Here is a 24,576-nt window from a genome sequence, read left to right as displayed (position 1 = left end):
GGGCCGCCTGGTTCCCTGAGCTCGTCGAAGGGGCCGCCCCGCTCCGACAAGCTCAGCGAACCACGCACCCTCCCTTCGACGGGCTCAGGGAACCAGGGGAGCGCACAGCCGGGGCATAGCGAACGCATAGCTCCGCGCGGATACTTGGAATCATGAGCACTCCCGCGCCCGCCCGCGCCCCGCAGATCGCGAAGCCCGACGGTTCGATGGTGCGAGTGCTCGTCGTCGACGACGAGCACTCGCTCACCGAGCTCCTGAAGATGGCCCTGAAGTACGAGGGCTGGGACGTGCGCACCGCCGGCGACGGGCTCACCGCGGTGAAGGTCGCCCGCGAGTTCCGCCCGGACGCGATCGTGCTCGACATCATGCTGCCCGACATCGACGGCCTCGAGGTGCTGCAGCGGGTGCGCGCCGACGGCACCGAGACGCCCGTGCTCTTCCTCACCGCGAAGGACGCCCTCGACGACCGCATTGCGGGGCTCACCGCCGGTGGCGACGACTACGTCACCAAGCCGTTCAGCCTCGAGGAGGTGGTGGCGCGGCTGCGGGGCCTCATCCGCCGTTCGACGCTCACCCTCGCCCAGGCCAAGGACCCGGTGCTCCGCGTCGGCGACCTCACCCTCGACGAGGACTCCTACGAGGTGCACCGCGGCGGCGAGCAGATCGAGCTCACCGCGACCGAGTTCGAACTGCTCCGCTACCTGATGCGCAATCCGCGCCGGGTGCTCTCCAAGGCGCAGATCCTCGACCGCGTGTGGTCCTACGACTTCGGCGGCAAGGAGTCGGTCGTCGAGCTCTACATCTCCTACTTGCGCAAGAAGATCGACGCCGGCCGCTCGCCGATGATCCACACGGTCCGCGGGGCGGGCTACCTGCTGAAGGCTGCGGAGTGACCCGGCCGGGCGACCCGGGGCATGCCGCGGAGGCGCGGGCGCGAGCGGAGCGGGCCGACGACGCGGATGCCGAGACGCCGGTCGTCGTCGTGGCATCCGCCCGCCGTCGTTGGACCCTCGAACGGCGCCTGGTCGTCGCGATGGCGGCCCTCCTCGCCGCGGTGAGCGCGGTGGTCGGGGTCGTCAGTGTCACGGTGTTCCACGGCTCATCGGTGCAGAGCGTCGACGACGACCTGCGCACCTCGCTGCAGCGCGCCGCGACGGGAATCGCCGCCGTCCCGACGCCGGGCGGCGACGTCGGCCTCGCGCTCGACGTGCCCGGCCAGTCGGCTGGCACGATCGCGGCGTTCGTCAACCAGGACGGCTCCGTCGACGGCGCCAGGTACATCGCCGACGGGGGACAGGTGCTGACCTTCCAGAGCGGTGCCGTCGCTGAGCTCGGCGACATCGCCGCCGACGGGCGGGCGCACACCGTCTCCTTCGGCGGGCAGCTCGGCGAGTACCGCGCGATGGCGGCCCCCGTGCTGCCGCAGCTGAACGTCGTGGTGGCGCTCCCGCTCGCGGGGGTGAACCGCGCGACCGGTCAACTCGTCCTCACGATCGCCCTGGTCGCCATCGCCGGCCTGTTCTTCGCCATCGCCTTCGGCACGCTCATCGTGCGCCGTGCCCTCGTGCCGCTCGCCCGCATGACGGACACCGCGCTCGCCGTGTCCGAGCGCCCGCTCGACCGCGGCGACGTCGACCTCGACGAACGGGTGCCCGTCGACGACCCGCGCACGGAGGTGGGCCGGCTCGGCACCGCGTTCAACCGGATGCTCGGGCATGTCTCGAGCTCCCTCTCGGCCCGCGAGCAGTCCGAGCGCAAGGTGCGCCGTTTCGTGGCGGATGCCTCGCACGAGCTGCGCACGCCGCTCGCCTCCATCCGCGGCTACGCCGAGCTCACCCGGCTGCATGGCGGCACGCTGCCCGAGGACGTCACGCACGCGATCTCCCGCATCGAGTCCGAGTCGCTGCGGATGACCGAGCTCGTGGAGGATCTGCTCCTCCTCGCCCGCCTCGACGAGGGGCGTGAGCTCGTGCACAGCCGGGTCGACCTGCGCACGATCGTCGTCGACGCCGTCGGCGACGCGCAGGTCGCGGGCCCCGACCACGAGTGGTCGGTGGCGGTGCCCGAGGGGCCCGTCGAGGTCTCCGGCGACGACGCGCGGCTCCGCCAGGTGCTCGCGAACCTGCTCGCCAACGCCCGGCTGCACACCCCGGCGGGCACCGCCGTGCACGTCACCGTGACGCCCGATCCCGGTGCCGACGGCGAGCCCGGCGTGGTCCGGGTCGCGGTCGCCGACGACGGCCCCGGCATCGACGAGGCGGTGCGCGCGACGATGTTCGAGCGCTTCGCCCGGGGGGATGCCTCGCGCTCCCGCCGTGCCGGATCGACGGGACTCGGGCTCGCGATCGTGCGGGCGGTCGTCGAAGCGCAGCACGGCACGGTCTCGGTCGAGTCGGAGCCCGGCCGCACCGTCTTCACCGTCGAGCTCCCGCTCGCCCCCTGACCTCCCGCCCCCGCCCCGCCCCCCGCCCCCACACAACTCAGGAACATCTGGCAGTTATGCGGCGCGAGCCATCCGGCGAAGCCGAGGATGACGCGGATGCCGGTTCGATTCTTCCTGAGTTGTCTCAGGATGCTCGGGCGGTTCCAGCCCCCGGCGACGCCGAACGGCCCACCCCGGAAGGGCGGGCCGTTCGAAACGAGTGCCGACCGGGGCCTACGCGTCGGCGATGACGCCGAGCATCTCCGCGAAGAGCAGCAGTTCCTCGGGCGTCCGCTCGCGGAGCGCCGCGTGCAGGCGTGACTGGTTGCGCGCCCGCATCGCGGTGACCCGCTCGATGGCCTCCGTCGTCGGCATGAGCACCCGCACCCGGCCGTCGCGCTCGTCGGGGCGGCTCTCGACGAGCCCCACCTCCTCGAGCATCCGCAGCTGGCGGCTGACGACGCTCTTGTCCATGTCGAACAGCTCCGCGAGCACGTGCGCGTTCGTCGAACCGAGTCGCACGACGGTCGACAGCAGCTTGTAGCCGGCCGGGTTCAGCTCGGGGTGGATCTGCTGCGCCGCCTCCTTCCAGACGGTGCGGGCGCGACCGAACACGACGGAGAGCTGGTCTTCCACGCGCGCGATCGCCTCGTCGACGGAGGACTCGGTCATGGCACTCATGCTACTTGCGGGCCGGGGCCGGCTCGTCCTCCGAAGCGGCGGCGGATGCCTCGGCCTCCGCCTGCGCGCGGGGCTCGCGGGAGGCATCCGCCTCGCTCATCGCGACCGCCGCGGTGACCGGCGAGCCGGTCTCGGCCTCGGCGAGGTCGATGGCGACCTCCTCGGCCTCCTCCGCCAGCGACTGCGCGGCGTTCTTCGTCGACAGCGGCTTGTTCGGCAGGAACGCGATCGCGATGAGGCTCAGCACGGCCAGCGGCACGGCGATGATGAACACGTCGGCGATGCCGTGGCCGTAGGCGCCCTCGACGATCACGCGGATGGCGTCGGGGAGCTCGCCCACCTTCGGCACGTTGCCGGACGCGAGGCCCTTGAGCGCCGCGACCTCGTCGGCCGAGGACGGGGTGAACTTCGCGAGCCCGTCGGTGATGTGCGTTGTCACCTGGCTGGCGAGCACCGAACCCATGATCGTCACGCCGATGGTGCCGGCGATCGAGCGGAAGAAGTTCACGTTCGAGCTCGCGGCGCCGAGCTGCGAGGCCGGGGTGTCGTTCTGCACGATGAGCGTGAGGTTCTGCATGACCATGCCGAGGCCGGCGCCGAGGATCACCATGTACACCGAGACCCAGAGGAAGTCGGTGTCGTAGCGGAGCGTCGATATGAGGCTCACGCCCGCGATGATGAGCGCGGAGCCGAGCAGCATCCAGCCCTTCCACTTGCCGAAGCGCGAGACGAGCTGACCGATGCCGATCGAGGCGCCCATCTGGCCGACGATCATCGGGATCGTCATGAGGCCCGACTCGGTCGGGGTCGCGCCGCGGGCGAGCTGGAAGTACTGCGCGAGGAAGACGCTCGTCGCGAACATCGCCACGCCCACCGAGATCGAGGCGATCACGGAGAGGGTGAAGGTGCGGTTGCGGAACAGCGACATCGGCACGATCGGCTCGGGCACGAAGAACTCGGTCACGATGAAGGCGAGGATGGCGAGCACCGCGCCGCCGATCATGAGGTAGCTCTGCATCGAGTCCCACTCGAACTGGCTGCCGCCCATGGACACCCAGATGAGGAGCACCGAGACGCCGACGGTGAGCAGCACCGCGCCGAGGTAGTCGATGCGGACGCGTTCGCGGTTCGGCTTCGGCAGGTGCAGGGTGCGCTGGATCATGATGATCGCGGCGATCGCGAAGGGGATGCCGATGAAGAAGTTCGCGCGCCAGCCGAAGGCGTCGGTGATGACGCCGCCGAGGAGCGGGCCGCCGATCGTGGCGAGCGCCATGATGCCGCCGACGACGCCCATGTACTTGCCGCGCTCGCGCGGGGAGATGATGAGCGCGACCGCGATCATGACGAGCGACATGAGACCGCCGGCGCCGAGGCCCTGCACGACGCGCACCGCGATGAGCATGGCGGTGTCCTGGGCGAAGCCGGCGATCGCCGTGCCCACGACGAAGAGGCCGAGCGCGAGCTGCAGCAGCATCTTGCGGTCGACGAGGTCGGCGAGCTTGCCCCAGATCGGGGTGGAGACGGCGGTCGCGAGCAGGCTCGCGGTGATCACCCAGGTGTAGGCCGACTGGTCGCCGCCGAGGTCGGCGATGATGACGGGCATCGAGGTCGAGACGACCGTGCCGGAGAGCACGGCCACGAACATGCCCATGATGAGCCCGGAGAGTGCGGTGAACACCTCACGGGGGGAGCGGGGTGCCTCGGTGGTCGAGGCGGTGAGCTGAGACGTCAAAGAAGTAGTCCTCATAGAAAGTTGATGTGCGTCAACGATAACGCTGTCGTTGATGTACGTCAACTATCGACCTTGGTCAACTATTCCCGCGCCATCCGCCCGCCCCGCCCTGCGCCGCGCGCCCCCCCGCCCTGCGCACCCCCTCACGCAACTCAGGAAGAATTGGATCGGCATCCGCGTGGTTCCGGGGGTGGACGGATGGCTCGGACGGCATAACCGCCACATGTTCCTGAGTTGTGTAAAGGGGGAGGGGGGAGCGGGGAGGGGATTTGGTGGATGGCGGGGGGTCGGGTACGCTGATCCGAGCCAAAGACCGCTGGTAGTCGTGCCCGAAGGGTTCGACCGAAGTTCTTGCGAGAGCAAGGGGCCCGCGCAGGTGTGACGAAGTCTCTCCGGAATTCTCCGGGCCGAAGCTCCGCGCGTCTGCGCCGGAGCTTTTTTCATGCCGGCGCTCCCAGGCCGTGCATCGTCACCGCGATGCGCGATGAAGACACAAGGAGTGGCCATGGCGAACAAGGAAGCCGCGGTTGCCGAGCTCCAGGAGATGTTCCAGAGCTCGACCGCCGTTCTGCTGACCGAATACCGCGGCCTCACTGTTGCTCAGCTCAAGGAGCTGCGCAAGTCCATCAGTGGGGACGCGAGCTACGCCGTGGTGAAGAACACGCTGACCAAGATCGCCGCGAACAACGCCGGCATCTCGGCGTTCGACGACGCCCTCGCGGGCCCGTCGGCGATCGCGTTCGTGCACGGCGACCCCGTCGCCGTCGCGAAGTCGCTGCGTGACTTCGCCAAGGCGAACCCCCTCCTCGTGGTCAAGGGCGGCTATTTCGATGGCAAGCCCCTGACCGCCGAAGAGGTAGGCAAGCTCGCCGACCTCGAGTCCCGCGAAGTGCTGCTGGCGAAGCTCGCCGGTGCCTTCAAGGCCTCGCTGTTCGGAGCCGCATATCTGTTCAACGCGCCGCTGTCGAAGGCCGTCCGCACGGTCGACGCGCTGCGCGAGAAGCAGGAGTCCGCTGCGTAAGGCGCGAGCCACGCTGCGGTGAGTACACAACAAGGAGAGAAAAATGGCAAAGCTTTCGACTGAAGAGCTGCTCGAGGCGTTCAAGGAGCTCACCCTCATCGAGCTCTCGGAGTTCGTCAAGGCGTTCGAGGAGACCTTCGAGGTCACCGCCGCCGCCCCGGTCGCCGTCGCGGCTGCCGGTGCGCCCGCCGCCGGTGGTGGCGACGCCGCCGCCGAGGAGGAGAAGGACTCGTTCGACGTCGTCCTCGAGGCCGCCGGCGACAAGAAGATCCAGGTCATCAAGGTCGTCCGCGAGCTCACCTCGCTCGGCCTCGGTGAGGCGAAGGCCGTCGTCGACGGTGCTCCGAAGGCCGTCCTCGAGGGCGCCAACAAGGAGACCGCCGAGAAGGCCAAGGCCGCCCTCGAGGAGGCCGGCGCCACCGTCACCCTCAAGTAATCCGGTGCACTCCCTGCGAGTGCACCCGGCTTGAGGCGACGAACGTCGCTGCAGTACACGGATGCCCCGTGCCGATTCGTTCGGCACGGGGCATCCGTCGTTCGCGCCGCCCCCGGCCCGCCTGCCCCCGCCCGCCCCCGCCGGAAGGGGGCATTGCCTTCGTCGGGCAAGAGGTATAACATCATACTGCGCGGGGAGCGAGTGCCCCGCGTCCTCCGCCCCCAGACAAGGACGTCATGATGCGAAGCTTCCCCCGACCCCTGCTCGCCACCGGCCTGACCGCCGGCGCCGTCGCGCTGCTGCTCTCGGGCTGCGGCTCCGCCCCTGCGGCGAGCGACGACCCGGCCGCCGCGAGCGACTTCACCCCGTGCGCCGTCTCCGACATCACCGGCTTCGACGACAAGGACTTCAACCAGCTCACCTACGAGGGGGTGAAGGCCGCCGCCGACGAGCTCGGCACGAAGGTGCTCACCGCCGACTCGAACACCGAGGACCAGTACGCCGGCAACATCCAGGGCCTCGTCGAGCAGGACTGCGACTTCATCGTCACGGTCGGCTTCGCCCTCGCGAACGCCACGCGGGATGCCGCGCAGCAGGCGCCCGAGGTCGACTTCGCCCTCATCGACAGCACCGTCACCGACGCCGAGGGCGCGCCGCTCGCGCTCGACAACGTGAAGCCCGTGCTCTTCGACACCGCCCAGGCCGCGGCCCTCGCCGGCTACCTCGCCGCGGGCGTCACGAAGACGGGCGCGGTCGGCACCTACGGCGGCATGCCGTTCCCCTCGGTCACCGTGTTCATGGACGGCTTCGCCGACGGCGTCGCCCACTACAACGAGACCCACGGCACCGAGGTGAAGGTGCTCGGCTGGGACAAGGCGGCGCAGAACGGCCTCTTCGTCGGCGGTTTCGACGACCAGATCAAGGCGCGCACGCTCACCGAGGGGCTGCTCGACCAGGGTGCAGACGTGGTGATGCCCGTCGCCGGGCGCCTGTTCGAGGCGAGCGCCACCGTCGCCGAGGAGCGGGGCACCGACCTCGCCATCATCGGCGTGAACGGCGACGTCTACGACGCCGTGCCGAAGTTCCGCCAGTACTACCTGACCTCGGTGCTGAAGAACCTCACCACCGCGGCCGAGGAGGTCACCCTCGCGGCGGCCGACGGCGACTTCTCCAGTACGCCGTACATCGGCACGCTCGAGAACGAGGGCGTCGGGATCGCGCCGACGCACGACTGGGAGTCGCGGATCGCCCCGGAACTCCTCGACGAGGTCGAGGCGCTGCGCCAGCAGATCATCTCCGGCGAGTTCGTCGTCGACTCGCCCTCCTCGCCGAGGGCCTGAGCGGGCCATCCGCCCTGCTCCGCCGCACTCCCACGCACCCGAACGAAAGGCTCGCGCCACGATGACCACGACCACCTCCGCCTCCGCCACCGCCGTCGACAAGGCCAGCGCCGGGATCGGCGAACGCCAGTACCACATCGGGGTCGCGCCCGGCGAGGTCTCGACGGTGGCGCTGCTGCCCGGCGACCCCTTCCGGGTGCCGATGATCGCCGAGTTCCTCACCGATGTGCGCACGGTCGCGCACCAGCGCGAGCACCTCACGATGACGGGCGACTACAAGGGCCGGCGGATCACGGCGACCTCGACGGGCATGGGCTGCCCCTCGGCGGCGATCGCGGTCGAGGAGCTCGTCCGGGTGGGGGTGACCTCCTTCATCCGGGTCGGCTCCTCGGCGGGGCTGCAGGCGGGCATCGCGCCCGGCGACCTGCTCGTGAGCGAGGGCTCGCTCCGCAACGACGGCACGACCGCCGCCTACGCGATGACCGGCTACCCGGCCGTGCCCGATCTCGCGATCACCGCAGAGCTCGCCCGCACCGCGCGGGAGCTCACCGAGGGCACGCGGGCGAAGGTGCACACCGGCATCAGCGTGAGCGACGACGCCTTCTACGCGGAGACTCCGGAGTGGATCTCGACGCTCCACGAGCTCGGCGTCACGAACGTCGAGATGGAGGCCTCGGCGATCTTCGTGGTCGCGCGGCTGCGCGGCGTGCGGGCCGGGATGATCTGCTCCACCTCGAGCAACCTCTACGACGGCACGAGCCTCTACTCGGGCGTCAAGGAGGCCCTGAAGGAGGGCTGGATGCGCAGCATCGAGGCGGCGCTCGAGACCGCCGTGCGACTCGAGCTCTGAGCCGCGGACCGATGCTGATCAACCTGCACAGCCACCTCGAGGGGCGGCTGCGGCCGGAGACGGCCGCCGAGCTCGCTCGGGGGGCCGGCGTGCCGGAGCCGCCCGCCGGCTGGGCGCGGGCGCTCCGGCTCGACGGGCCGGCGGATCTCACGGCGTACCTGGAGAAGGTCGCCGCGAGCTATCCGTTCTTCCGCCGGCTCGACGCGATCGAGCGGATCGCCAGGGAGGCGGTCGAGGATGCCGCGGCGGGCGGCCAGGACTACCTGGAGCTGCGCTTCGGACCGGCGACCCACGCCGACGACGGCCGCGGCCTCGCCGAGGTCGTCGCGGCGGTGGCCCGCGGGATGGCCGCGGGCAGCGCGGCGTCCGGCATGCCGTCCGGCGCCGTGGTCGCCGCGCTCCGCCATCATGACGAGGCGACGAACCTCGCCGTCGCGCGGGCCGCGGCGGCGGCCGCGGGCGAGGTCGTCTGCGGCTTCGACCTCGCGGGCGACGAGTCGCGCTTCCCGCGTCACGACGTGCACGCCCCGGCGTTCCGGGTGGCCGCCGCCGCGGGCCTCGGGCTGACCTGCCACGCCGCGGAGGCGGGCGAGGCCGAGGCGGTGGCCGACGCGGTCCGCCGGCTCGGCGTCAGCCGGATCGGGCACGGCGCGCACCTCGTCGACGATCCGGCGCTGCTCGGGTGGGCGGCCGATCAGGGCGTGGTCGTCGAGATCTGCCCCACCTCGAACCACTTCACCGGGGCGATCGACCGCGTCGCCGATCACCCGGGCGCCGCCATGCGCCGGGCGGGCGTCCGGCTCGTGCTCGGCGACGACAACCCGATGCAGACGGGCTCCGACCTCGCGGCCGAACGCCGGGTGCTCGCCGAGCAGCTCGGCTGGGATGCCGCGGGGCTCGACGCCCTCGACCGGGCGAGCGTCGACGCCGCCTTCCTGGAGCCGGCGGTGCGGCGTGCCCTCGAGGCGCGGCTCGCCCGCTGACGCCCGCCGCCGCCGCGGGGCGCGCTCGGGCGCTCAGCCGCCCGAGGACTGCCGCACCGCGAGGTGCCCGACGGTGGGCGAGACGATGACCTTCGCGAGGTAGGCGGGCCGCCCGTCGAGGTCGGCGGTCTGGGTGAGCAGCATCACGGGGTCTGCGGGCTTCAGCCCGAGCTGCTTCGCCCGGGTCGAGCCGGCGACGCTCACGCCGATGCGGCAGACGCCGGTCACGAACGCGAGCCCGGTGCGGTCGACGATGCGCATCAGCACGGTCGAGGCCGCCTCGTCGATGTCGGGCAGCGCGGCCTCGACCGCGGCGCCGAAGCCGGCGCGGTCGTCCCCGACGGGCAGGTACTCCTGGACGACCGCGATCGGCTCCCCGTCGCGGAACGCGATCGCCTCGCGGAACCAGAAGCGCGCATCGTCCGCGACGCGGAGGTAGGTCGAGACGAAGTCCGTCGCGGTCTGCTGCGTGAGCTCGACGTGGCGCAGCTCGACCGTGGCGCCGGGCTCGGCGAGCACGAGGTCGAGCGGCCGGAACTCCTCGAGGCCGGCGTGCGGCACGGCGTCGGCGACGAAGCGGCCGACGCCCCGCCTGGTGCTGATCAGGCCGTCCTCCTCGAGCAGCATGAGCGCTTCGCGGACGACGGTGCGGCTCACGCCGAGGGCGGTGCCGAGCTCGGTCTCGCGGGGGAGGGCCGTGCCGAGGGCGAACACCCCGGTGCGGATGCCGTGCGCGATGCGCGAGTAGACGGCCACCCGCAGCGGCTGGCCGGGCGAGGTGAGCAACGGCTGTTCGAGATAGCTGGTGCCCATCTGCGCCCTTTCGTCTGCGTCGCGGCGCTCGCGCGCAGCCCTCCTATTCTCGCGGGTCGGAGGGGTGTTTCGGGGGCCGGGAAGAGATATATAGCCAAGCTATGTATACTGGCGGCATGCCACGCGACCTCGACCTGCCCGCCCTCGTCGGCGCGCTCGTGTCGGCGAACAGCCGACTCGTCCGCGTCGCGGCGACCGCGACCGGCAGCGAGGAGTCGCCCGCCGTCTGGCGCACCGTCGGCGTGCTCCGCGACCTCGGCCCGCTGCGCCTCGGCGAGCTCGCCCGGGTCAGCCGGGTCACCCAGCCGACCATGACGAAGCTCGTCAACGCGCTCGAGGAGCGCGGCTGGGTGCGCCGCACACCCGACCCCGACGACGGCCGCGCCCTGCGCGTCGCCGCCGAGCCGGCCGGGCTCCTGGCCCTCGACGCGTGGCGCGACGAGCTCACGGCGACCATCGCGCCGATGTTCCCCGAGCTCTCCGACGATGACCTCGCCGCCCTGGAGCGCACCGTCGCGGTGCTCCAGGCCGGCCTCGATCGGGCCGACGCCAGTCTCGGCCGCAGCAAGGAGCACGAATGAGCCACGGCTCGCACGAGACATCCGGATCCATCCTGAAGCAGCCCAAGGCGGTGTGGGCGGTCGCCTTCGCCTGCGTCATCGCCTTCATGGGCATCGGCCTCGTCGACCCCATCCTCCCGGCGATCGCCGAGAGCCTGCAGGCGACGCCCACCGAGACCGAGATGCTCTTCACCAGCTACCTGCTGATCACGGGCCTCGCGATGCTCGGCACGAGCTGGCTGTCGAGCCGCATCGGCGCGAAGAAGACGCTGCTCATCGGCCTCGCCCTGATCGTGGTCTTCGCCGCCGCCGCGGGCCTCTCGCAGAACGTCGAGTCCGTCATCGGCTTCCGCGCCGGCTGGGGCCTCGGCAACGCCCTCTTCATCTCGACCGCGCTCGCCACCATCGTCGGCGCGGCCTCCGGCGGCACCGGCTCGGCGATCATCCTCTACGAGGCCGCCCTCGGCCTCGGCATCGCGATCGGCCCCCTCCTCGGCGGCCTCCTCGGCCACCTGAGCTGGCGCGGTCCCTTCTTCGGCACCGCCGCGCTGATGGCGATCGGCTTCATCGCGATCGTCGTCTTCCTGCAGCCGGAGCGCGGGGACGCCGCGAGGCCCGTGCCGACGAAGCTCTCCGCGCCCATCCGGGCGCTCCGCCAGCCGGCGCTCGCGGTGCTCGCCGCGGCCGCGCTGTTCTACAACATCGGCTTCTTCGTGCTGCTCGCCTACTCGCCGTTCCCGCTCGGCTTCGACGCGCTCGGCCTGGGGTTCACCTTCTTCGGCTGGGGCCTCGCGCTCGCGATCACCTCGGTCTTCGTCGCGCCGCTCCTGACGGCGCGGATGCCACGCACCCGCGTGCTGTGGATCGCGTTGCCGCTCCTCGCCGTCGACCTCGTCGCGGCCGGCCTCGTGATCGCGAACCCGACCGCGCTCGTCGTCTGCATCGTGATCGGCGGCCTCGTGCTCGGCGTGCTGAACACGGTGCTCACCGAGTGCGTCATGGAGGCGACCGACCTCCAGCGCTCGGTGGCCTCGAGCGCGTACTCCGCGGTGCGCTTCCTCGGCGGCGCGATCGCCCCGCCCGCGGCGGCCGAGCTCGCCCACCTGATCGCCCCCGACGCCCCGTACTACGCCGCTGCGGGCTCGGTCGCCGTCGCGCTCCTCATCGTGCTGTTCGGGCACCGGGCGCTCCGGCGCGTCGACCGGGTGGAGGCCGAACCGCCGCTCACGGAGGCCGAGGCGATCACCGCGGGCGACGCGAGCTAGTTCGGGGCGCGCATCGTCGTCGTGCGGACGACGAGGCGCGTCGGCAGCGGTGCGCCGGAGTCGGGCAGCGGGTCCGGCTCCGCGCCTTCGCCGAGCAGCCGTAGTACGAGGTCGACGGCGGCCCGGCCCTGCCCGCTGGGCGACTGCTCGACCGTCGTGAGGCCGAACATCTCGGCGTACTCGTGCCCGTCGACGCCGACGATCGAGAGATCGTGCGGCACCGAGATGCCGAGCCGCTCTGCGGCGCGGATGGCGCCGAACGCCACCTCGTCGGAGGCGGCGAACACCGCGGTCGGACGGCGGCCGGGCTGACCGAGGAGTTGCAGGGCGGCCCCGTAGCCGCCCGGCATCGTCATCTCGGTCTCGACGATCGCGGCCCGCCCGCGCGGCGCGAGACCGGCCGCCGACATCGCGTCGAGGTAGCCGTGCCGGCGCAGCCCCTGCACGCTCAGCGGTCTGGCGGCGGCGCCGTCGCCGGCCAAGTGTACGAGCCGGGTGTGGCCGAGTTGCAGCAGGTGCTCGGTGGCGAGCTGGCCGACCGCGCGGTCGTCGATGCCAAGCCGCGCGGGCCCGAGCGCGCCGGCCTCGCCGCCGCCGAGCACGACGACGGGTTTGTCGCGGCGTTCGAGCGCCGCGAGCTCGCGTTCGGTGAGGTCGACGCCGACGGCGATGACCGCGTCGACCCGCTTCCGCGCGAGGAAGAACTCGAAGACCCGGTCGCGGTCGGGACCGGCGCCGTCGACGTTGTAGAGCGTCAGGTCGTAGCCCGCGCTCAGCAGCGTGCGTTCGAGGCCCTCGAGCACCTCCCCGAAGAACCAGCGGTTCACGAACGGGATGACGACGCCGATGTTCTTCGTGCGGCCGGTGACGAGGCTCGCGGCATCGGGGGAGACGATGTAGCCGATCTCGGCGGCGGCGGCCTCGACCTTGCGACGTGTCGTCTCGGCGACGTGCCCACGGCCGGACAGGGCTCTGGAGGCCGTGGCCTTGGAGACGCCAGCGAGGCGGGCGACGTCGGCGATCGCGGTCATCGCGGCTCCTCACTCGGCGTATTCGATGCAGAGCATACTCGCCCGGACCACATGGATGGAACCGGTTCCACTCCACTTCTGGAATTGCCGATCGAACGGGCGATTTTCGTGGAAGCGCTCTCACCCAATGGTGGCAAGGGCGTCACTTGTCGCCGATTCGTGATCGGCGGTCACTTGTGGCGAAGCGCGACCGTGCTCTACGGTGGTCGCTGGAACCGGTTCCGGTCCGCCTGCACCACACTCAACGAGGAGAGAGCTATGCGTTTCACGCGTCATCGCCGATTGGTGGGCCCCGTCGTGGCGGCCGCCGCGGTCGGCTTGGCCCTCACGGCATGTACGGGCGACATCGCCAACGAGGATGCCGCCGACGTCGACTGCGCGCCCTACGAGCAGTACGGCACCTTCGACGGCAAGAAGGTGTCCATCAGCGGCACCATCCTCGACCTCGAGGCCGACCGCCTGGTCGAGTCCTGGAAGGACTTCCAGACTTGCACCGGCATCGAGATCACCTACCAGGGCTCGAGCGAGTTCGAGGCCCAGATCGCCGTGCTGGCCGAGGGTGGCAACGCCCCCGACATCGGCATCGTGCCGCAGCCGGGCCTCCTCGGCCGCCTCGCCGACGGCGGCTGGCTGATCCCCGCATCCGAGAAGGTCGAAGCGAACGTCGACGAGTTCTGGAGCGAGGACTGGAAGCAGTACGGCACCTACGACGACACCTTCTACGCCGCGCCGCTCATGGCGAGCATCAAGGGCTACATCTGGTACTCGCCGTCCGAGTTCGAGGAGAAGGGGTACGAGATCCCGAAGACCCTCGACGAGCTGAACGCGCTGTCCGAGAAGATCGCGGCCGAGGGCGACCACAAGCCCTGGTGCGTCGGCTTCGAGTCGGGCGATGCCACCGGCTGGCCGGGCACCGACTGGATCGAGGACTACATGCTGCGCCTGCACGGCGCCGACGTGTACGACCAGTGGGTCACCCACGGCATCCCGTTCAACGACCCGAAGGTCGCCGAGGCCTTCGACGCCGCGGGCGAGATCCTGAAGAACCCGGACATGGTGAACGGCGGCATCGGCGACGTCTCGACGATCGTCACCGAGGCCTTCCAGACCGCCGGTCTCCCGATCCTCGACGGCCAGTGCTCGCTGCACCACCAGGCCTCGTTCTACGAGACCTTCTGGAACCCGGACGGCGGCGACGCCAACACGGTCGCGAGCGACGGTTCCGTCTTCGCCTTCCTGATGCCGCCGGCCAACGCCGACGACCCGCTGTCGGTCACCGGCGGCGGCGAGTTCCCGGTCGCCTTCCGTGACGCCGAAGAGGTCGAGGCCGTGCGGGCCTACCTCTCCAGCGACACCTGGGCGAACAACCGCGTGAAGCTCGGTGGCGTCATCAGCGCGAACAAGGGCCTCGACCCGAAGAACGCGTCGAGCGAGCTGCTCGAGCAGTCGATCGAGATCCTGCAGGACCCCGAGACGACGTTCCGCTTCGACGGTTCGGACCTCATGCCCGGTGCCGTCGGCGCCGACTCCTTCTGGAAGGGCATGGTCGCCTGGACCACGGGGCAGAGCACCGCGGACACCCTGAACACCATCGAGTCCAGCTGGCCCGCCAGCTGAGTGAACGCCGCGCGCCGGTCGCAGACCCAGCACCCCGCGCGGCATGATCGAGGGGCGGAGCCGGACGGCTCCGCCCCTCGCACCCCCCTCCAGCTCCGGCTGGCTTCGAAGACGAAAACCCGGGAGGCACGATGACGACCGCCGATCTGCTCGGCAAGCTCCTGCAGGTGGTGATGGGGCTCGCCGTACTGGCCGCCGTCGTCGGCCTGCTCATCTTCTTCATCGACAAGGCGCCGAAGAAGGGCCGCGACTACTGGCAGCTCGTCGGGTTCCTGGCGCCCGCCCTCATCTTCCTCGCGATCGGCCTCGTGTACCCGGCCATCCGCACCTCGCTCCTCGCCTTCCAGACGTCCGGCGGCGAGTGGACCCTCGACAACTTCGTGTGGACCTTCACGCAGCCGACGGCCATCCGCACCCTCATCAACACCGTGATCTGGGTGCTGCTCGTGCCGACGGTGTCCACGGCCATCGGCCTCGCCTATGCCGTCTTCATCGACCGCTCCCGGGGTGAGAAGTACTACAAGGTCATCCTGTTCATGCCCATCGCGATCTCCTTCGTCGGCGCGGGCATCATCTGGCGCTTCGTCTACGAGTACCGCTCGGGCGACCGCGAGCAGATCGGCCTGCTGAACGCGATCGTGACCGCCTTCGGCGGCGAGCCGGTGCAGTTCATGCAGACCGATCCGTTGAACACCTTCCTCCTCATCATCGTGATGATCTGGATCCAGACCGGCTTCGCGATGGTGCTGCTGAGCGCGGCCATCAAGGGCGTGCCGACCGAGCAGATCGAGGCCGCCCAGCTCGACGGCACGAACGGCTGGCAGCGCTTCGTCAACGTGACCGTTCCCGGCATCCGTGGCGCGCTCGTCGTGGTGCTCACGACGATCTCGATCGCGACGCTGAAGGTCTTCGACATCGTCCGCACGATGACGGCCGGCAACTTCAACACCTCCGTCATCGCGAACGAGATGTACACCCAGGCGTTCCGGGCGAGCGAGGTGGGACGCGGCTCGGCGCTCGCGCTCATCCTGTTCCTGCTGGTGCTGCCGATCGTCGTCTACAACATCAACGTGCTCCGCAAGCAGAGGGAGATCCGATGAGCATCGCGCCCGCCGACCTGCCCACGGGCAAGGACCGCGGCTCGATCGAGGGGGCCGCCGAGACGACCGCCCTGACCGAGGTCGTCGGCACCAAGTCCGCCCGCGTCAAGAAGCGGCTCACCTCGCGCACCGCGACGATCGCGGCGCTCATCATCGCCGTGCTCTGGACCATCCCGACCTTCGGCCTGCTGATCTCCTCGTTCCGCCCCGCCGAGCTCGTGCGCACCACGGGCTGGTGGACGATCTTCGAGAACTGGGGCTTCACGCTCGACAACTACCGGGACGTGCTGCTCTCGACGTCGCAGTCGTCGCCGCAGCTCGGCGCCTACATCGTGAACTCGATCGCGATCTCGCTCGTCGGCACGCTCATCCCGCTCGTGCTCGCGACGATGGCGGCGTACGCCTTCGCCTGGATCAAGTTCAAGGGCGCCGGGGTGCTGTTCATCCTCGTGTTCGCGCTGCAGATCGTGCCGCTGCAGATGGCCCTCGTGCCGTTGCTGCAGATCTTCTCGACCTGGCTGCGGCCGATGCAGGCGTGGCTGCACGACGTCGTGCCGATCATCCCGGAGCAGAACTACGCCCCGGTCTGGCTCGCGCACGCGATGTTCGCGCTGCCGCTCGCGATCTTCCTGCTGCACAACTTCATCGCGGAGATCCCGAGCGAGGTCATCGAGGCCGCGCGCGTCGACGGCGCCACCCACGGGCAGATCTTCTTCCGCATCGTGCTGCCGCTTGCGACGCCGGCGATCGCCTCGTTCGCGATCTTCCAGTTCATCTGGGTCTGGAACGACCTGCTGGTCGCCCTCATCTTCTCGGGCGGCACGCAGGACGTCGCGCCACTCACCCAGCGATTGGCGGAGATGGTGGGTTCGCGCGGGCAGGAGTGGGAACGCCTGACGGCCGGCGCCTTCATCTCGATCATCATTCCGCTCGCGGTCTTCTTCGGGCTGCAACGGTACTTCGTGCGCGGCCTCCTGGCGGGGTCGACCAAGGGCTGAGCCCGGCCCGGCCGGGGCGTCCCCGGTGCAGCGTAGGGTGAAGCGGTGAGCATGAACCGAACCGCGCCGGGCGGGCAGAGCGGGCGCATGGGCAAGCCCCGCACGCGCATCGCCTCGGCCGACGAGGCCGCCCAGCGCGCCGAGAACGCCGAGGCACCGAAGATCCCGAACCTGCTCGGCCGCATCGCCGAGCTGTTCGCGCCGCACCGGGCCGCGCTCGTCACCACCGTCGTGCTGGTGCTCATCGGGGCGGCGCTCAGCGTCATCCCGCCACTGCTCACCCAGCGCGCCTTCGACGACGGCCTGTTCCCCAAGAACGCGGCGGGCGACGCGCTGCCGCCCGACGTGCCGGTCCTCACCTGGCTCGTCGTCGGCATGATCGCGGTCTTCATCGTCTCGGCCCTGCTCGCGGTGTGGCAGACGTGGCTCACCTCCACGATCGGCAACAAGGTCATGGGCGCGCTGCGGGTGCGCCTGTTCTCCCATCTGCAGTCGATGGAGTTGAGCTTCTTCACCCGCACGAAGACGGGCGTCATCCAGTCCCGGCTGCAGAACGACGTCGGCGGCGTCGCCGGGGTGCTCACGAACACGGTCTCGAGCGTGCTCGGCAACACGGTGACCGTCATCTCGGCGTTCGTCGCGATGCTCATCCTGAACTGGCAGCTCACGTTCGTCGCGCTCGTGCTCATGCCGTTCATGGTGATCGCGCAGCGCCGGGTCGGCCAGGTGCGGGCGCGCATCGCGGGCAAGACGCAGGAGTCGCTGTCCGAGATGACGGCGATCACCCAGGAGACGCTGTCGGTCTCCGGCATCCTGCTGTCGAAGAGCTTCACCCGCCAGCAGAGCGAGATCGACCGCTACGCCGACGAGAACCGCAACCAGATCAGCCTGCAGGTGCGCCAGCAGATGACCGGGCAATGGTTCTTCGCGATGGTGAACATCTTCATGTCGTCGATCCCGGCGGTCGTCTACCTCGTCTCGGGCTGGCTCATCACCGGCGGCGCGGTCGACGTGACGGCCGGCACGATCGTCGCGTTCACGACCGTGCAGGCGCGGCTGCTGTTCCCGCTGATGGGGCTCATGCGCGTCGCGCTCGACCTGCAGACCTCGAGCGCCCTCTTCGCGCGCATCTTCGAGTACCTCGATCTGAGACCGGCGATCACCGACGCGCCCGACGCGCGGGAGGTCCCCGACGGGCCGGCGCTCGGGCGGGTCGAGTTCGACCGGGTGTCGTTCCGCTACCCCGACGCCGAGGGCGACAGCCGGCCGACCCTCGACGAGGTGTCGTTCACGATCGAGCCCGGCCAGTTCGCCGCCTTCGTCGGCCCCTCGGGCGCCGGGAAGACGACGGTCTCCTACCTCGTGCCGCGGCTCTACGAGGCGACGAGCGGCGCCGTGCGCTTCGCCGGGGTCGACGTTCGCGAACTCGAGCAGGAGTCGCTCGTCGGGCGCATCGGCATCGTCAGCCAGGAGACCTACCTGTTCCACGCCTCCATCGCCGAGAACCTCCGCTACGCGAAGCCCGACGCCACCGACGCCGAGCTTGAGGCCGCGGCGCGCGCGGCGAACATCCACGAGACCGTCGCGAGCTTCCCCGAGGGCTACGACACGGTCGTCGGCGAGCGCGGCTACCGGCTCTCGGGCGGTGAGAAGCAGCGCATCGCGATCGCCCGGGTGCTCCTGAAGGATCCGCCCGTGCTGGTGCTCGACGAGGCGACGAGCGCGCTCGACACGATCTCCGAGCGCGTCGTGCAGGCGGCGCTCGACGACGCCGCGAAGGGGCGCACGACGATCGCGATCGCGCACCGGCTGACGACCGTGGTCTCGGCCGACGTCATCTTCGTCGTCGTCGCCGGGCGCATCGTCGAGCGCGGCACGCACGCCGAGCTGCTCGGCCTCGGCGGGGTGTACGCCTCGTTGTACCGCGAGCAGGCCGACACCGCCCTGCCGGCGCTCGACTGACGGGCCGCCGGCCGGTCGGCGGTTCAGCCGCGTGCGTCGAGCATGCCCTGCATGAGCTCGATCTCGGACTGCTGCGAGGCGATCACGGCCCGCGCGAAGGCGAGGGCGACCGGATGGCTCGACCGCGTCTCGAGCGCCTCCGCCATCTCCACCGCGCCGAGGTGGTGCGCGATCATGAGCTCGAGGAACTCCCGCTCCGCTTCGACGCCGGTCGCGGCGCGGAGCACGTCGATCTGCTCGGGCGTGGCGAGGCCGGGCATCGGCTCGCCCGCCGTGTGCGAGTGCGCCCCGCCGTCGGCCATCCACGTCATCTGCGGCTCGGCGCTGTACTGCGGCAGGTCCCAGATGTTCAGCCAGCCGGCGAGCTGACCCGACTGCTGCGCCTGCGTCGCGGCGATGTCGTCGGCGAGCAGGCGCACCTCGGCGTCGTCGGTGAGCCGGCTCACGAGCAGCGCGAGCTCGACGCCCTGCTTGTGATGCACCTGCATGTCGCGGGCGAAGCCCGCCTCGGCGCTGCCCTCGGCGGGTGTCGCCTCGGGCACGGTCGAGAGCCGGCCGAACGCGAACGCGGCGACCGCGACGAGCACGAGCGCGACGACGCCCGCGACGGCGGCCGCGACGACCCGGGTGCGGCTCACGGGGTCAGGAGACCTTGCCGGGCGCGTCGTACGCGCCCGTGCAGAGCGCGCCGGGCTCGGGCACGTTCTGGCTCTGCCAGTACTCCTCGAAGAACTCGGGGATGCGCGGGTCGGCCGCATCGTCGAGCTTCAGCTGCGTGTTCCAGCCGCTGAGGGCGATCGGGGCGTCCATCCCGTCGAACGGCGAGAGGACCACGTAGGTGGAGGGCAGCTTCGACTTCAGCGTGGCGAGCTCGTCGCCCGCGAGCTGCTCGGGGTCGTAGGTGACCCAGATGGCGCCGTGCTCGAGCGAGTGCACGACGTTCTCGTTCGGCACGGGCTGCTCGTAGACGCCGCAGTTCAGCCAGAGCTGGTTGTGCTCGCCGCCGGCTGGCGGGCTCTGCGGGTAGTTGACGGTGCCGGCGACGTGACCGGCGCTGTTCTCGAAGGTCTCGACGCCGTCGATCTCGGTGCCCGTGCCGCCCTTGCTGTAGCTCGCCGGCTTCGGCGTCAGCACGATCGCCGTGACGAGCAGGCCGATGACCGCGACCACGGCGACGATGGCCGAGGCGATCCCGATCGTGCGCACTCGCTTGCGGCGCGCTTCCTTGGCGCGGAACGCCGCGAGTTTCGCCTCGCGGGCGGCAGCACGCTGCTGCTTGATCGACGGCTGCTTGGGGCTGGCGCTCACTGGGTGACCTCTCTCGACGCGTCGCTCCGATGATACGGATGCATGGATCCCGGAGCCGGTACCGGGGCGGGTACTCCCAGGGCTTTGGCAGGCTCGACGGGATACCACCTGTGCCGCCACCCCCTCGTGCTCCGGCGCACCGAAGGCATAGTCTGTGCCCGACGCCGGGGTGGGCCGGCGAGCAAGGAGACGGCACATGACGAGCGCAGCAGCCGAGCCGCAGGCCGGCGCCGGGGGAGACGGGCTCAACGCGAAGGTCGTCGGCCTCGCGGCCGCGGGCGCGGTCGGCGGCTTCCTTTTCGGCTTCGACTCCTCCGTGGTGAACGGCGCCGTCGACGCCATCCAGCACGAGTTCGACCTGAGTTCCGGCGTGACCGGCTTCGCGGTGGCGAGCGCCCTGCTCGGCTGCGCCGTCGGCTCCGAGCTGGCCGGCCGGCTGGCCGACCGCTTCGGCCGGATCCCCGTGATGGTGCTCGGCGCGATCCTCTTCCTCGTCTCGTCCCTCGGCTCCGGCTTCGCCTTCGGGGTCGTCGACCTCATCGTCTGGCGGCTGATCGGCGGCGTCGGCATCGGCATCGCCTCGGTCGTCGCTCCCGCGTACATCGCCGAGATCTCGCCGCGCAAGGCGCGTGGGCGGCTCGCCTCGCTGCAGCAGCTCGCGATCGTGTTCGGCATCTTCGCCGCGCTCCTGTCCGACGCGCTCTTCGCGACGGCGGCGGGCGGGGCCTCCGAGTCGTTCTGGTTCGGCCTCGAGGCCTGGCGCTGGATGTTCCTCGCCTGCATCGTGCCGTCGCTCGTCTACGGCCTGCTGGCGCTCACTCTCCCCGAGTCGCCGCGCTTCCTCGTGAAGGTCGGCAAGGAGGAGAAGGCCAAGGAGGTGCTCGCGCGCATCCAGCCGCACGAGGTGGACCGGGCGATCCGCGACATCCACGACTCGATGCAGCAGGACGCGTACGCGAAGCGGAAGGGCGCGCTCCGCGGGCCCGTGCTGGGGCTCCAGGGCATCGTCTGGATCGGCATCCTGCTGAGCGTCTTCCAACAGTTCGTCGGCATCAACGTGATCTTCTACTACTCGACGACCCTCTGGAAGGCCGTCGGCTTCGACGAGTCGAACTCGCTGCTCATCTCGGTGATCACCTCGGTGACGAACATCGTCGTCACCTTCGTCGCGATCGCCCTCGTCGACCGGGCCGGCCGTCGGCCGCTCCTCCTCGTCGGCTCGGCGGGCATGACGGTGTCGCTCGCGGCGATGGCGCTCGCCTTCGCCAACTCGGTCACCGTCGACGGCGAGGTCTCGCTGCCCGGGGTCTGGGGGCCGGTCGCGCTCGTCGCCGCGAACCTGTTCGTCGTGTTCTTCGGCTTCTCGTGGGGCCCGCTCGTCTGGGTGCTGCTCGGCGAGATCTTCCCGAACCGCATCCGCGCCCGCGCTCTCGGACTCGCCGCGGCCGCGCAGTGGATCGCGAACTTCCTCATCACCGTCAGCTTCCCCGCGCTCAGCGACTTCTCGCTCCTGTTCACCTACGGGATGTACGCGCTGTTCGCGGCGCTCTCCTTCGTCTTCGTGTTCCTCAAGGTCCCCGAGACGAACGGCATGTCGCTCGAGGAATCCGAGACGCTGTTCCCCCCGAAGGGATCGGCCAAGCGCCGGGCCGAGGCGAGCGGCTAGGCTGTCGTCCGTGAACTCTTCGCTGTGTTGTTGTCGCTGATCTCCGCGACCCCTATTCATCGCGTCGCGCGCGGCATCCGTTCGATGCGACGCACCCCACACGAGGAATGAACACGGCAATGAAGTACGCAGAATCGATCGTCGATCTCGTCGGCGACACCCCGCTCGTCAAGCTGTCGCGCGTCACCGAGGGCGTGACACGGGCGACGGTGCTCGTGAAGCTCGAGTACCTGAACCCCGGCGGCTCCTCGAAGGACCGCATCGCCGGCCGCATCATCGACGCCGCCGAGCGCGAGGGCAAGCTGAAGCCGGGCGGCACGATCGTCGAGCCGACGAGCGGCAACACCGGCGTCGGCCTCGCGCTCGTCGCCCAGCAGCGCGGCTACCGCTGCATCTTCGTCTGCCCCGACAAGGTCGGCGAGGACAAGCGCAACGTGCTCACCGCCTACGGGGCCGAGGTCGTCGTCACCCCGACGGCGGTCGCGCCCGACAGTCCGGAGTCGTACTACGGCGTCTCGGACCGGCTCGTCCGCGAGATCCCAGGGGCGTTCAAGCCCGACCAGTACTCCAACCCGAACGGGCCGCGCTCGCACTACGAGACCACCGGGCCCGAGATCTGGCGCGACACCGAGGGCCGGGTCACCCACTTCGTCGCGGGCGTCGGCACGGGCGGCACGATCACCGGCACCGGCCGCTACCTCCGCGAGGTCTCGGATGACCGGGTGCGCATCATCGGCGCCGACCCGGAGGGCTCGGTGTACTCGGGCGGCACCGGGCGACCCTACTTCGTCGAGGGGGTCGGCGAGGACTTCTGGCCGACGGCCTACGACCCGGCGGTGCCGCACGAGATCATCGAGGTCTCGGATGCCGCGTCGTTCGCCATGACCCGTCGGCTGGCCCGTGAAGAGGGCATCCTCGTCGGCGGTTCGAGCGGCATGGCCGTCGTGGCCGCGCTCGAGGCGGCGGCGAAGGCCGGCCCCGACGACGTGTTCGTCGTGCTGCTGCCGGACGGCGGCCGCGGCTACCTCGGCAAGATCTTCAACGACAAGTGGCTGCGCGCCTACGGCTTCGGCAACGCCCCGAGCGGGCACACCGTCGCCGACCTGCTCGCCGCGAAGGCCGACCGCACCGAGCCGCTCGTGCACGTCTTCCCGCAGGACACGGTGCGCGACGCGATCGACCGCATGACCGCGACCGGCGTCTCGCAGCTCGTCGTCGTCGGGCACGAGCCGCCCGTCGTGCTCGGCGAGGTGCTCGGCGCGCTGCACGAGGAGGAACTGCTCGAACGGGTCTTCTCCGGCGAGGCGAAGCTCACCGACGAGGTCGCCCAGGTGCTCGGCGCCCCGCTGCCGCTCATCGGCGTGAACGAGCCGGTCGCCGCCGCGCGCCAGGCGTTCACCGACGTCCCGGCCATGCTCGTCACCGACGGCGGCAAGGCGCTCGGCGTCGTCACCCGCAGCGATCTGCTCGGCTACCTCTCCCACTGAGCCCGGTCCCGCACCGGCCGCAGTCACTCCTCCCTCCGTCTCTCCGTACGACTCGAAAGCGACTCCTCATGAACTCCGACGACGCCCGTTTCGACACCCGCGCCATCCACGCCGGCCAGGCCTTCGACCCCACGACCGGGGCGGTCATCCCGCCGATCTACGCCACCTCGACGTACGTGCAGGACGGCATCGGGGGCCTCCGCGGGGGCTACGAGTACTCGCGCGGCGGCAACCCGACCCGCACCGCGCTCGAGACCCAGCTCGCTGCGCTCGAGGGCGGCGCGCACGCACTGTCCTTCGCGTCGGGCCTCGCCGCCGAGGACGCCCTGCTGCGCACCGTGCTCGCCCCCGGCGACCACGTCGTCATCGGCAACGACGTCTACGGCGGCACGCACCGGCTGATCCGCCGGGTGCACGGCGCCTGGGGCGTGCGCCACTCGACCGTCGACACGAGCGACCTCGACCTCGTGCGCGCCGCGATCGAGCCGGGCGCGACGAAGGTGCTCTGGATCGAGACACCGTCGAACCCGCTCATGAAGATCTCCGACGTGGCCGCGCTCGCGGGGCTCGGCCACGAGGCGGGCCTCCTCGTCGTCGTCGACAACACCTTCGCGAGCCCCGCGCTGCAGCAGCCGATCGCGCTCGGCGCCGACGTCGTCGTGCACTCGACCACGAAGTACCTCGGCGGGCACTCCGACGTGATCGGCGGCGCCGTCGTCTTCGCGCCCGGCCGTGACGAGCTGCACGAGCGGGTGCAGTTCACCCAGTTCGCCGCGGGGGCCGTGTCGGGCCCGTTCGACGCGTTCCTCACCTCGCGGGGCATCAAAACGCTCGGCATCCGCATGCAGCGGCACAGCCAGAACGCGCTCGCGATCGCCCGCAGGCTCGAGGAGCACGCGGGGATCGCCCGTGTGTACTACCCGGGCCTCGAGTCGCACCCCGGTCACGAGCTCGCCGGTCGCCAGATGTCGGGCTTCGGCGGCATGCTCTCGATCGAGCTCGCCGGTGGCGGCGAAGCGGCGCGCCGCTTCGCGGAGTCGACGGAGCTCTTCCAGCTCGCCGAGTCGCTCGGCGGCGTCGAGTCGCTCGTGAACTACCCCTCGGAGATGACGCACGCCTCGGTGCGCGGCACGGAGGCGGAGGTGCCGGCCTCGATCGTGCGGCTGTCGGTCGGCATCGAGGACGTCGACGACCTGCTCGCCGACATCGACCAGACGCTCGCGCGGCTGTAGGCATCCGCCGATCCGCTTGAGCGGCCGGAGCTTGGCAGGATATGTACTGATGGTGTCATTCCTGCCAGTGCG

At 70.7% G+C, this 24,576-nt stretch carries 22 protein-coding genes; 16 read left to right on the top strand and 6 right to left on the bottom strand.

Annotated elements, in window-relative coordinates; genetic code table 11:
- Positions 1 to 152: 152 nt before the first annotated feature.
- Together M3147_RS15420 and M3147_RS15415 are read left to right on the top strand one after the other, a co-directional pair.
- Positions 153 to 893 carry a response regulator transcription factor gene (locus tag M3147_RS15420; RefSeq protein ID WP_285873946.1) on the top strand — a complete coding sequence of 247 codons (741 nt, stop codon included), beginning with the start codon at positions 153 to 155 and terminating at the stop codon, positions 891 to 893.
- Positions 890 to 2,443 (top strand): sensor histidine kinase, encoded by a 1,554-nt coding sequence (locus M3147_RS15415; RefSeq protein ID WP_251204299.1) that lies wholly within the window; start codon positions 890 to 892, stop codon positions 2,441 to 2,443. The genes M3147_RS15420 and M3147_RS15415 overlap by 4 nt, the downstream gene beginning before the upstream one ends.
- Before the next feature lie 213 nt (positions 2,444 to 2,656).
- Here the strand turns inward: M3147_RS15415 and M3147_RS15410 are convergent, their stop codons facing one another.
- Together M3147_RS15410 and M3147_RS15405 are read right to left on the bottom strand one after the other, a co-directional pair.
- Positions 2,657 to 3,094: a MarR family winged helix-turn-helix transcriptional regulator gene (locus M3147_RS15410; protein ID WP_251204298.1), complete on the bottom strand. Its 438-nt coding sequence runs from the start codon at positions 3,092 to 3,094 to the stop codon at positions 2,657 to 2,659.
- 10 nt (positions 3,095 to 3,104) lie between these two features.
- Complete coding sequence (locus M3147_RS15405; RefSeq protein WP_285873944.1) at positions 3,105 to 4,835, bottom strand: MDR family MFS transporter; 1,731 nt, start codon at positions 4,833 to 4,835, stop codon at positions 3,105 to 3,107.
- 505 nt (positions 4,836 to 5,340) lie between these two features.
- Between M3147_RS15405 and rplJ the strand changes: the two genes are divergently transcribed.
- The 5 genes from rplJ (at position 5,341) to add (ending at position 9,465) form a co-directional block, all read left to right on the top strand.
- Positions 5,341 to 5,856, top strand: coding sequence for a 50S ribosomal protein L10 (rplJ, locus tag M3147_RS15400; protein WP_189085698.1), 516 nt, complete (start codon positions 5,341 to 5,343; stop codon positions 5,854 to 5,856).
- Positions 5,857 to 5,899: 43 nt separating this feature from the next.
- Positions 5,900 to 6,292, top strand: a complete 393-nt coding sequence (rplL, locus tag M3147_RS15395) for a 50S ribosomal protein L7/L12 (protein WP_189085699.1) — start codon at positions 5,900 to 5,902, stop codon at positions 6,290 to 6,292.
- 239 nt (positions 6,293 to 6,531) lie between these two features.
- Complete coding sequence (locus M3147_RS15390) at positions 6,532 to 7,632, top strand: BMP family lipoprotein (protein ID WP_251204297.1); 1,101 nt, start codon at positions 6,532 to 6,534, stop codon at positions 7,630 to 7,632.
- A 61-nt stretch (positions 7,633 to 7,693) separates the two neighbouring features.
- Positions 7,694 to 8,482: a nucleoside phosphorylase gene (locus M3147_RS15385; RefSeq protein WP_251204296.1), complete on the top strand. Its 789-nt coding sequence runs from the start codon at positions 7,694 to 7,696 to the stop codon at positions 8,480 to 8,482.
- An 11-nt stretch (positions 8,483 to 8,493) separates the two neighbouring features.
- Positions 8,494 to 9,465: an adenosine deaminase gene (gene add / locus M3147_RS15380; RefSeq protein WP_251204295.1), complete on the top strand. Its 972-nt coding sequence runs from the start codon at positions 8,494 to 8,496 to the stop codon at positions 9,463 to 9,465.
- A 33-nt stretch (positions 9,466 to 9,498) separates the two neighbouring features.
- Here the strand turns inward: add and M3147_RS15375 are convergent, their stop codons facing one another.
- Positions 9,499 to 10,278: a GntR family transcriptional regulator gene (locus M3147_RS15375; protein WP_251204294.1), complete on the bottom strand. Its 780-nt coding sequence runs from the start codon at positions 10,276 to 10,278 to the stop codon at positions 9,499 to 9,501.
- A gap of 116 nt (positions 10,279 to 10,394) precedes the next feature.
- On the opposite strand from M3147_RS15375, the gene M3147_RS15370 reads away from it, so the two are divergent.
- The gene (locus M3147_RS15370; protein ID WP_251204293.1) at positions 10,395 to 10,859 is read left to right on the top strand and encodes a MarR family winged helix-turn-helix transcriptional regulator; all 465 of its coding nucleotides are present in this window, start codon (positions 10,395 to 10,397) and stop codon (positions 10,857 to 10,859) included.
- Positions 10,856 to 12,103, top strand: coding sequence for an MFS transporter (locus M3147_RS15365; RefSeq protein ID WP_251204292.1), 1,248 nt, complete (start codon positions 10,856 to 10,858; stop codon positions 12,101 to 12,103). The genes M3147_RS15370 and M3147_RS15365 overlap by 4 nt, the downstream gene beginning before the upstream one ends.
- Here M3147_RS15365 and M3147_RS15360 read toward each other — a convergent pair.
- Complete coding sequence (locus M3147_RS15360; protein WP_251204291.1) at positions 12,100 to 13,134, bottom strand: LacI family DNA-binding transcriptional regulator; 1,035 nt, start codon at positions 13,132 to 13,134, stop codon at positions 12,100 to 12,102. The two genes, M3147_RS15365 and M3147_RS15360, sit on opposite strands and share 4 nt — an antisense overlap.
- A 258-nt stretch (positions 13,135 to 13,392) precedes the next feature.
- On the opposite strand from M3147_RS15360, the gene M3147_RS15355 reads away from it, so the two are divergent.
- The 4 genes from M3147_RS15355 to M3147_RS15340 all read left to right on the top strand — a co-directional run bounded on the left by M3147_RS15355 (position 13,393) and on the right by M3147_RS15340 (position 18,811).
- Positions 13,393 to 14,751 (top strand): ABC transporter substrate-binding protein, encoded by a 1,359-nt coding sequence (locus M3147_RS15355; RefSeq protein ID WP_251204290.1) that lies wholly within the window; start codon positions 13,393 to 13,395, stop codon positions 14,749 to 14,751.
- Positions 14,752 to 14,882: 131 nt separating this feature from the next.
- Positions 14,883 to 15,851, top strand: coding sequence for a carbohydrate ABC transporter permease (locus tag M3147_RS15350; protein WP_189085708.1), 969 nt, complete (start codon positions 14,883 to 14,885; stop codon positions 15,849 to 15,851).
- Positions 15,848 to 16,849 (top strand): carbohydrate ABC transporter permease, encoded by a 1,002-nt coding sequence (locus M3147_RS15345; RefSeq protein ID WP_251204289.1) that lies wholly within the window; start codon positions 15,848 to 15,850, stop codon positions 16,847 to 16,849. The genes M3147_RS15350 and M3147_RS15345 overlap by 4 nt, the downstream gene beginning before the upstream one ends.
- Before the next feature lie 51 nt (positions 16,850 to 16,900).
- Positions 16,901 to 18,811 (top strand): ABC transporter ATP-binding protein, encoded by a 1,911-nt coding sequence (locus M3147_RS15340; protein ID WP_439954205.1) that lies wholly within the window; start codon positions 16,901 to 16,903, stop codon positions 18,809 to 18,811.
- A gap of 23 nt (positions 18,812 to 18,834) precedes the next feature.
- Here M3147_RS15340 and M3147_RS15335 read toward each other — a convergent pair whose 3' ends face one another.
- Both M3147_RS15335 and M3147_RS15330 read right to left on the bottom strand, forming a co-directional pair.
- The gene (locus tag M3147_RS15335) at positions 18,835 to 19,449 is read right to left on the bottom strand and encodes a DUF305 domain-containing protein (protein ID WP_251204288.1); all 615 of its coding nucleotides are present in this window, start codon (positions 19,447 to 19,449) and stop codon (positions 18,835 to 18,837) included.
- Between the two features lie 4 nt (positions 19,450 to 19,453).
- On the bottom strand, positions 19,454 to 20,119 hold the full coding sequence (locus tag M3147_RS15330) for a DUF3105 domain-containing protein (RefSeq protein ID WP_251204287.1): 666 nt from the start codon (positions 20,117 to 20,119) through the stop codon (positions 19,454 to 19,456).
- A gap of 196 nt (positions 20,120 to 20,315) precedes the next feature.
- On the opposite strand from M3147_RS15330, the gene M3147_RS15325 reads away from it, so the two are divergent.
- The 3 genes from M3147_RS15325 to M3147_RS15315 all read left to right on the top strand — a co-directional run bounded on the left by M3147_RS15325 (position 20,316) and on the right by M3147_RS15315 (position 24,504).
- Positions 20,316 to 21,785 (top strand): sugar porter family MFS transporter, encoded by a 1,470-nt coding sequence (locus tag M3147_RS15325; protein ID WP_251204286.1) that lies wholly within the window; start codon positions 20,316 to 20,318, stop codon positions 21,783 to 21,785.
- Between the two features lie 119 nt (positions 21,786 to 21,904).
- Positions 21,905 to 23,272 carry a cystathionine beta-synthase gene (locus M3147_RS15320; RefSeq protein WP_251204285.1) on the top strand — a complete coding sequence of 456 codons (1,368 nt, stop codon included), beginning with the start codon at positions 21,905 to 21,907 and terminating at the stop codon, positions 23,270 to 23,272.
- 68 nt (positions 23,273 to 23,340) lie between these two features.
- A complete protein-coding gene (locus M3147_RS15315; RefSeq protein ID WP_251204284.1) occupies positions 23,341 to 24,504 on the top strand; it encodes a cystathionine gamma-synthase in 1,164 nt (387 codons plus the stop codon).
- The last annotated feature ends 72 nt before the right edge of the window (positions 24,505 to 24,576 follow it).

The sequence above is a fragment of the Agromyces mediolanus genome, from assembly GCF_023715325.1.
GTDB lineage: Bacteria > Actinomycetota > Actinomycetes > Actinomycetales > Microbacteriaceae > Agromyces > Agromyces mediolanus_A.
Note: the sequence above shows the minus strand (reverse complement) of the source record. Positions and strands in the feature narration are given on the sequence as shown.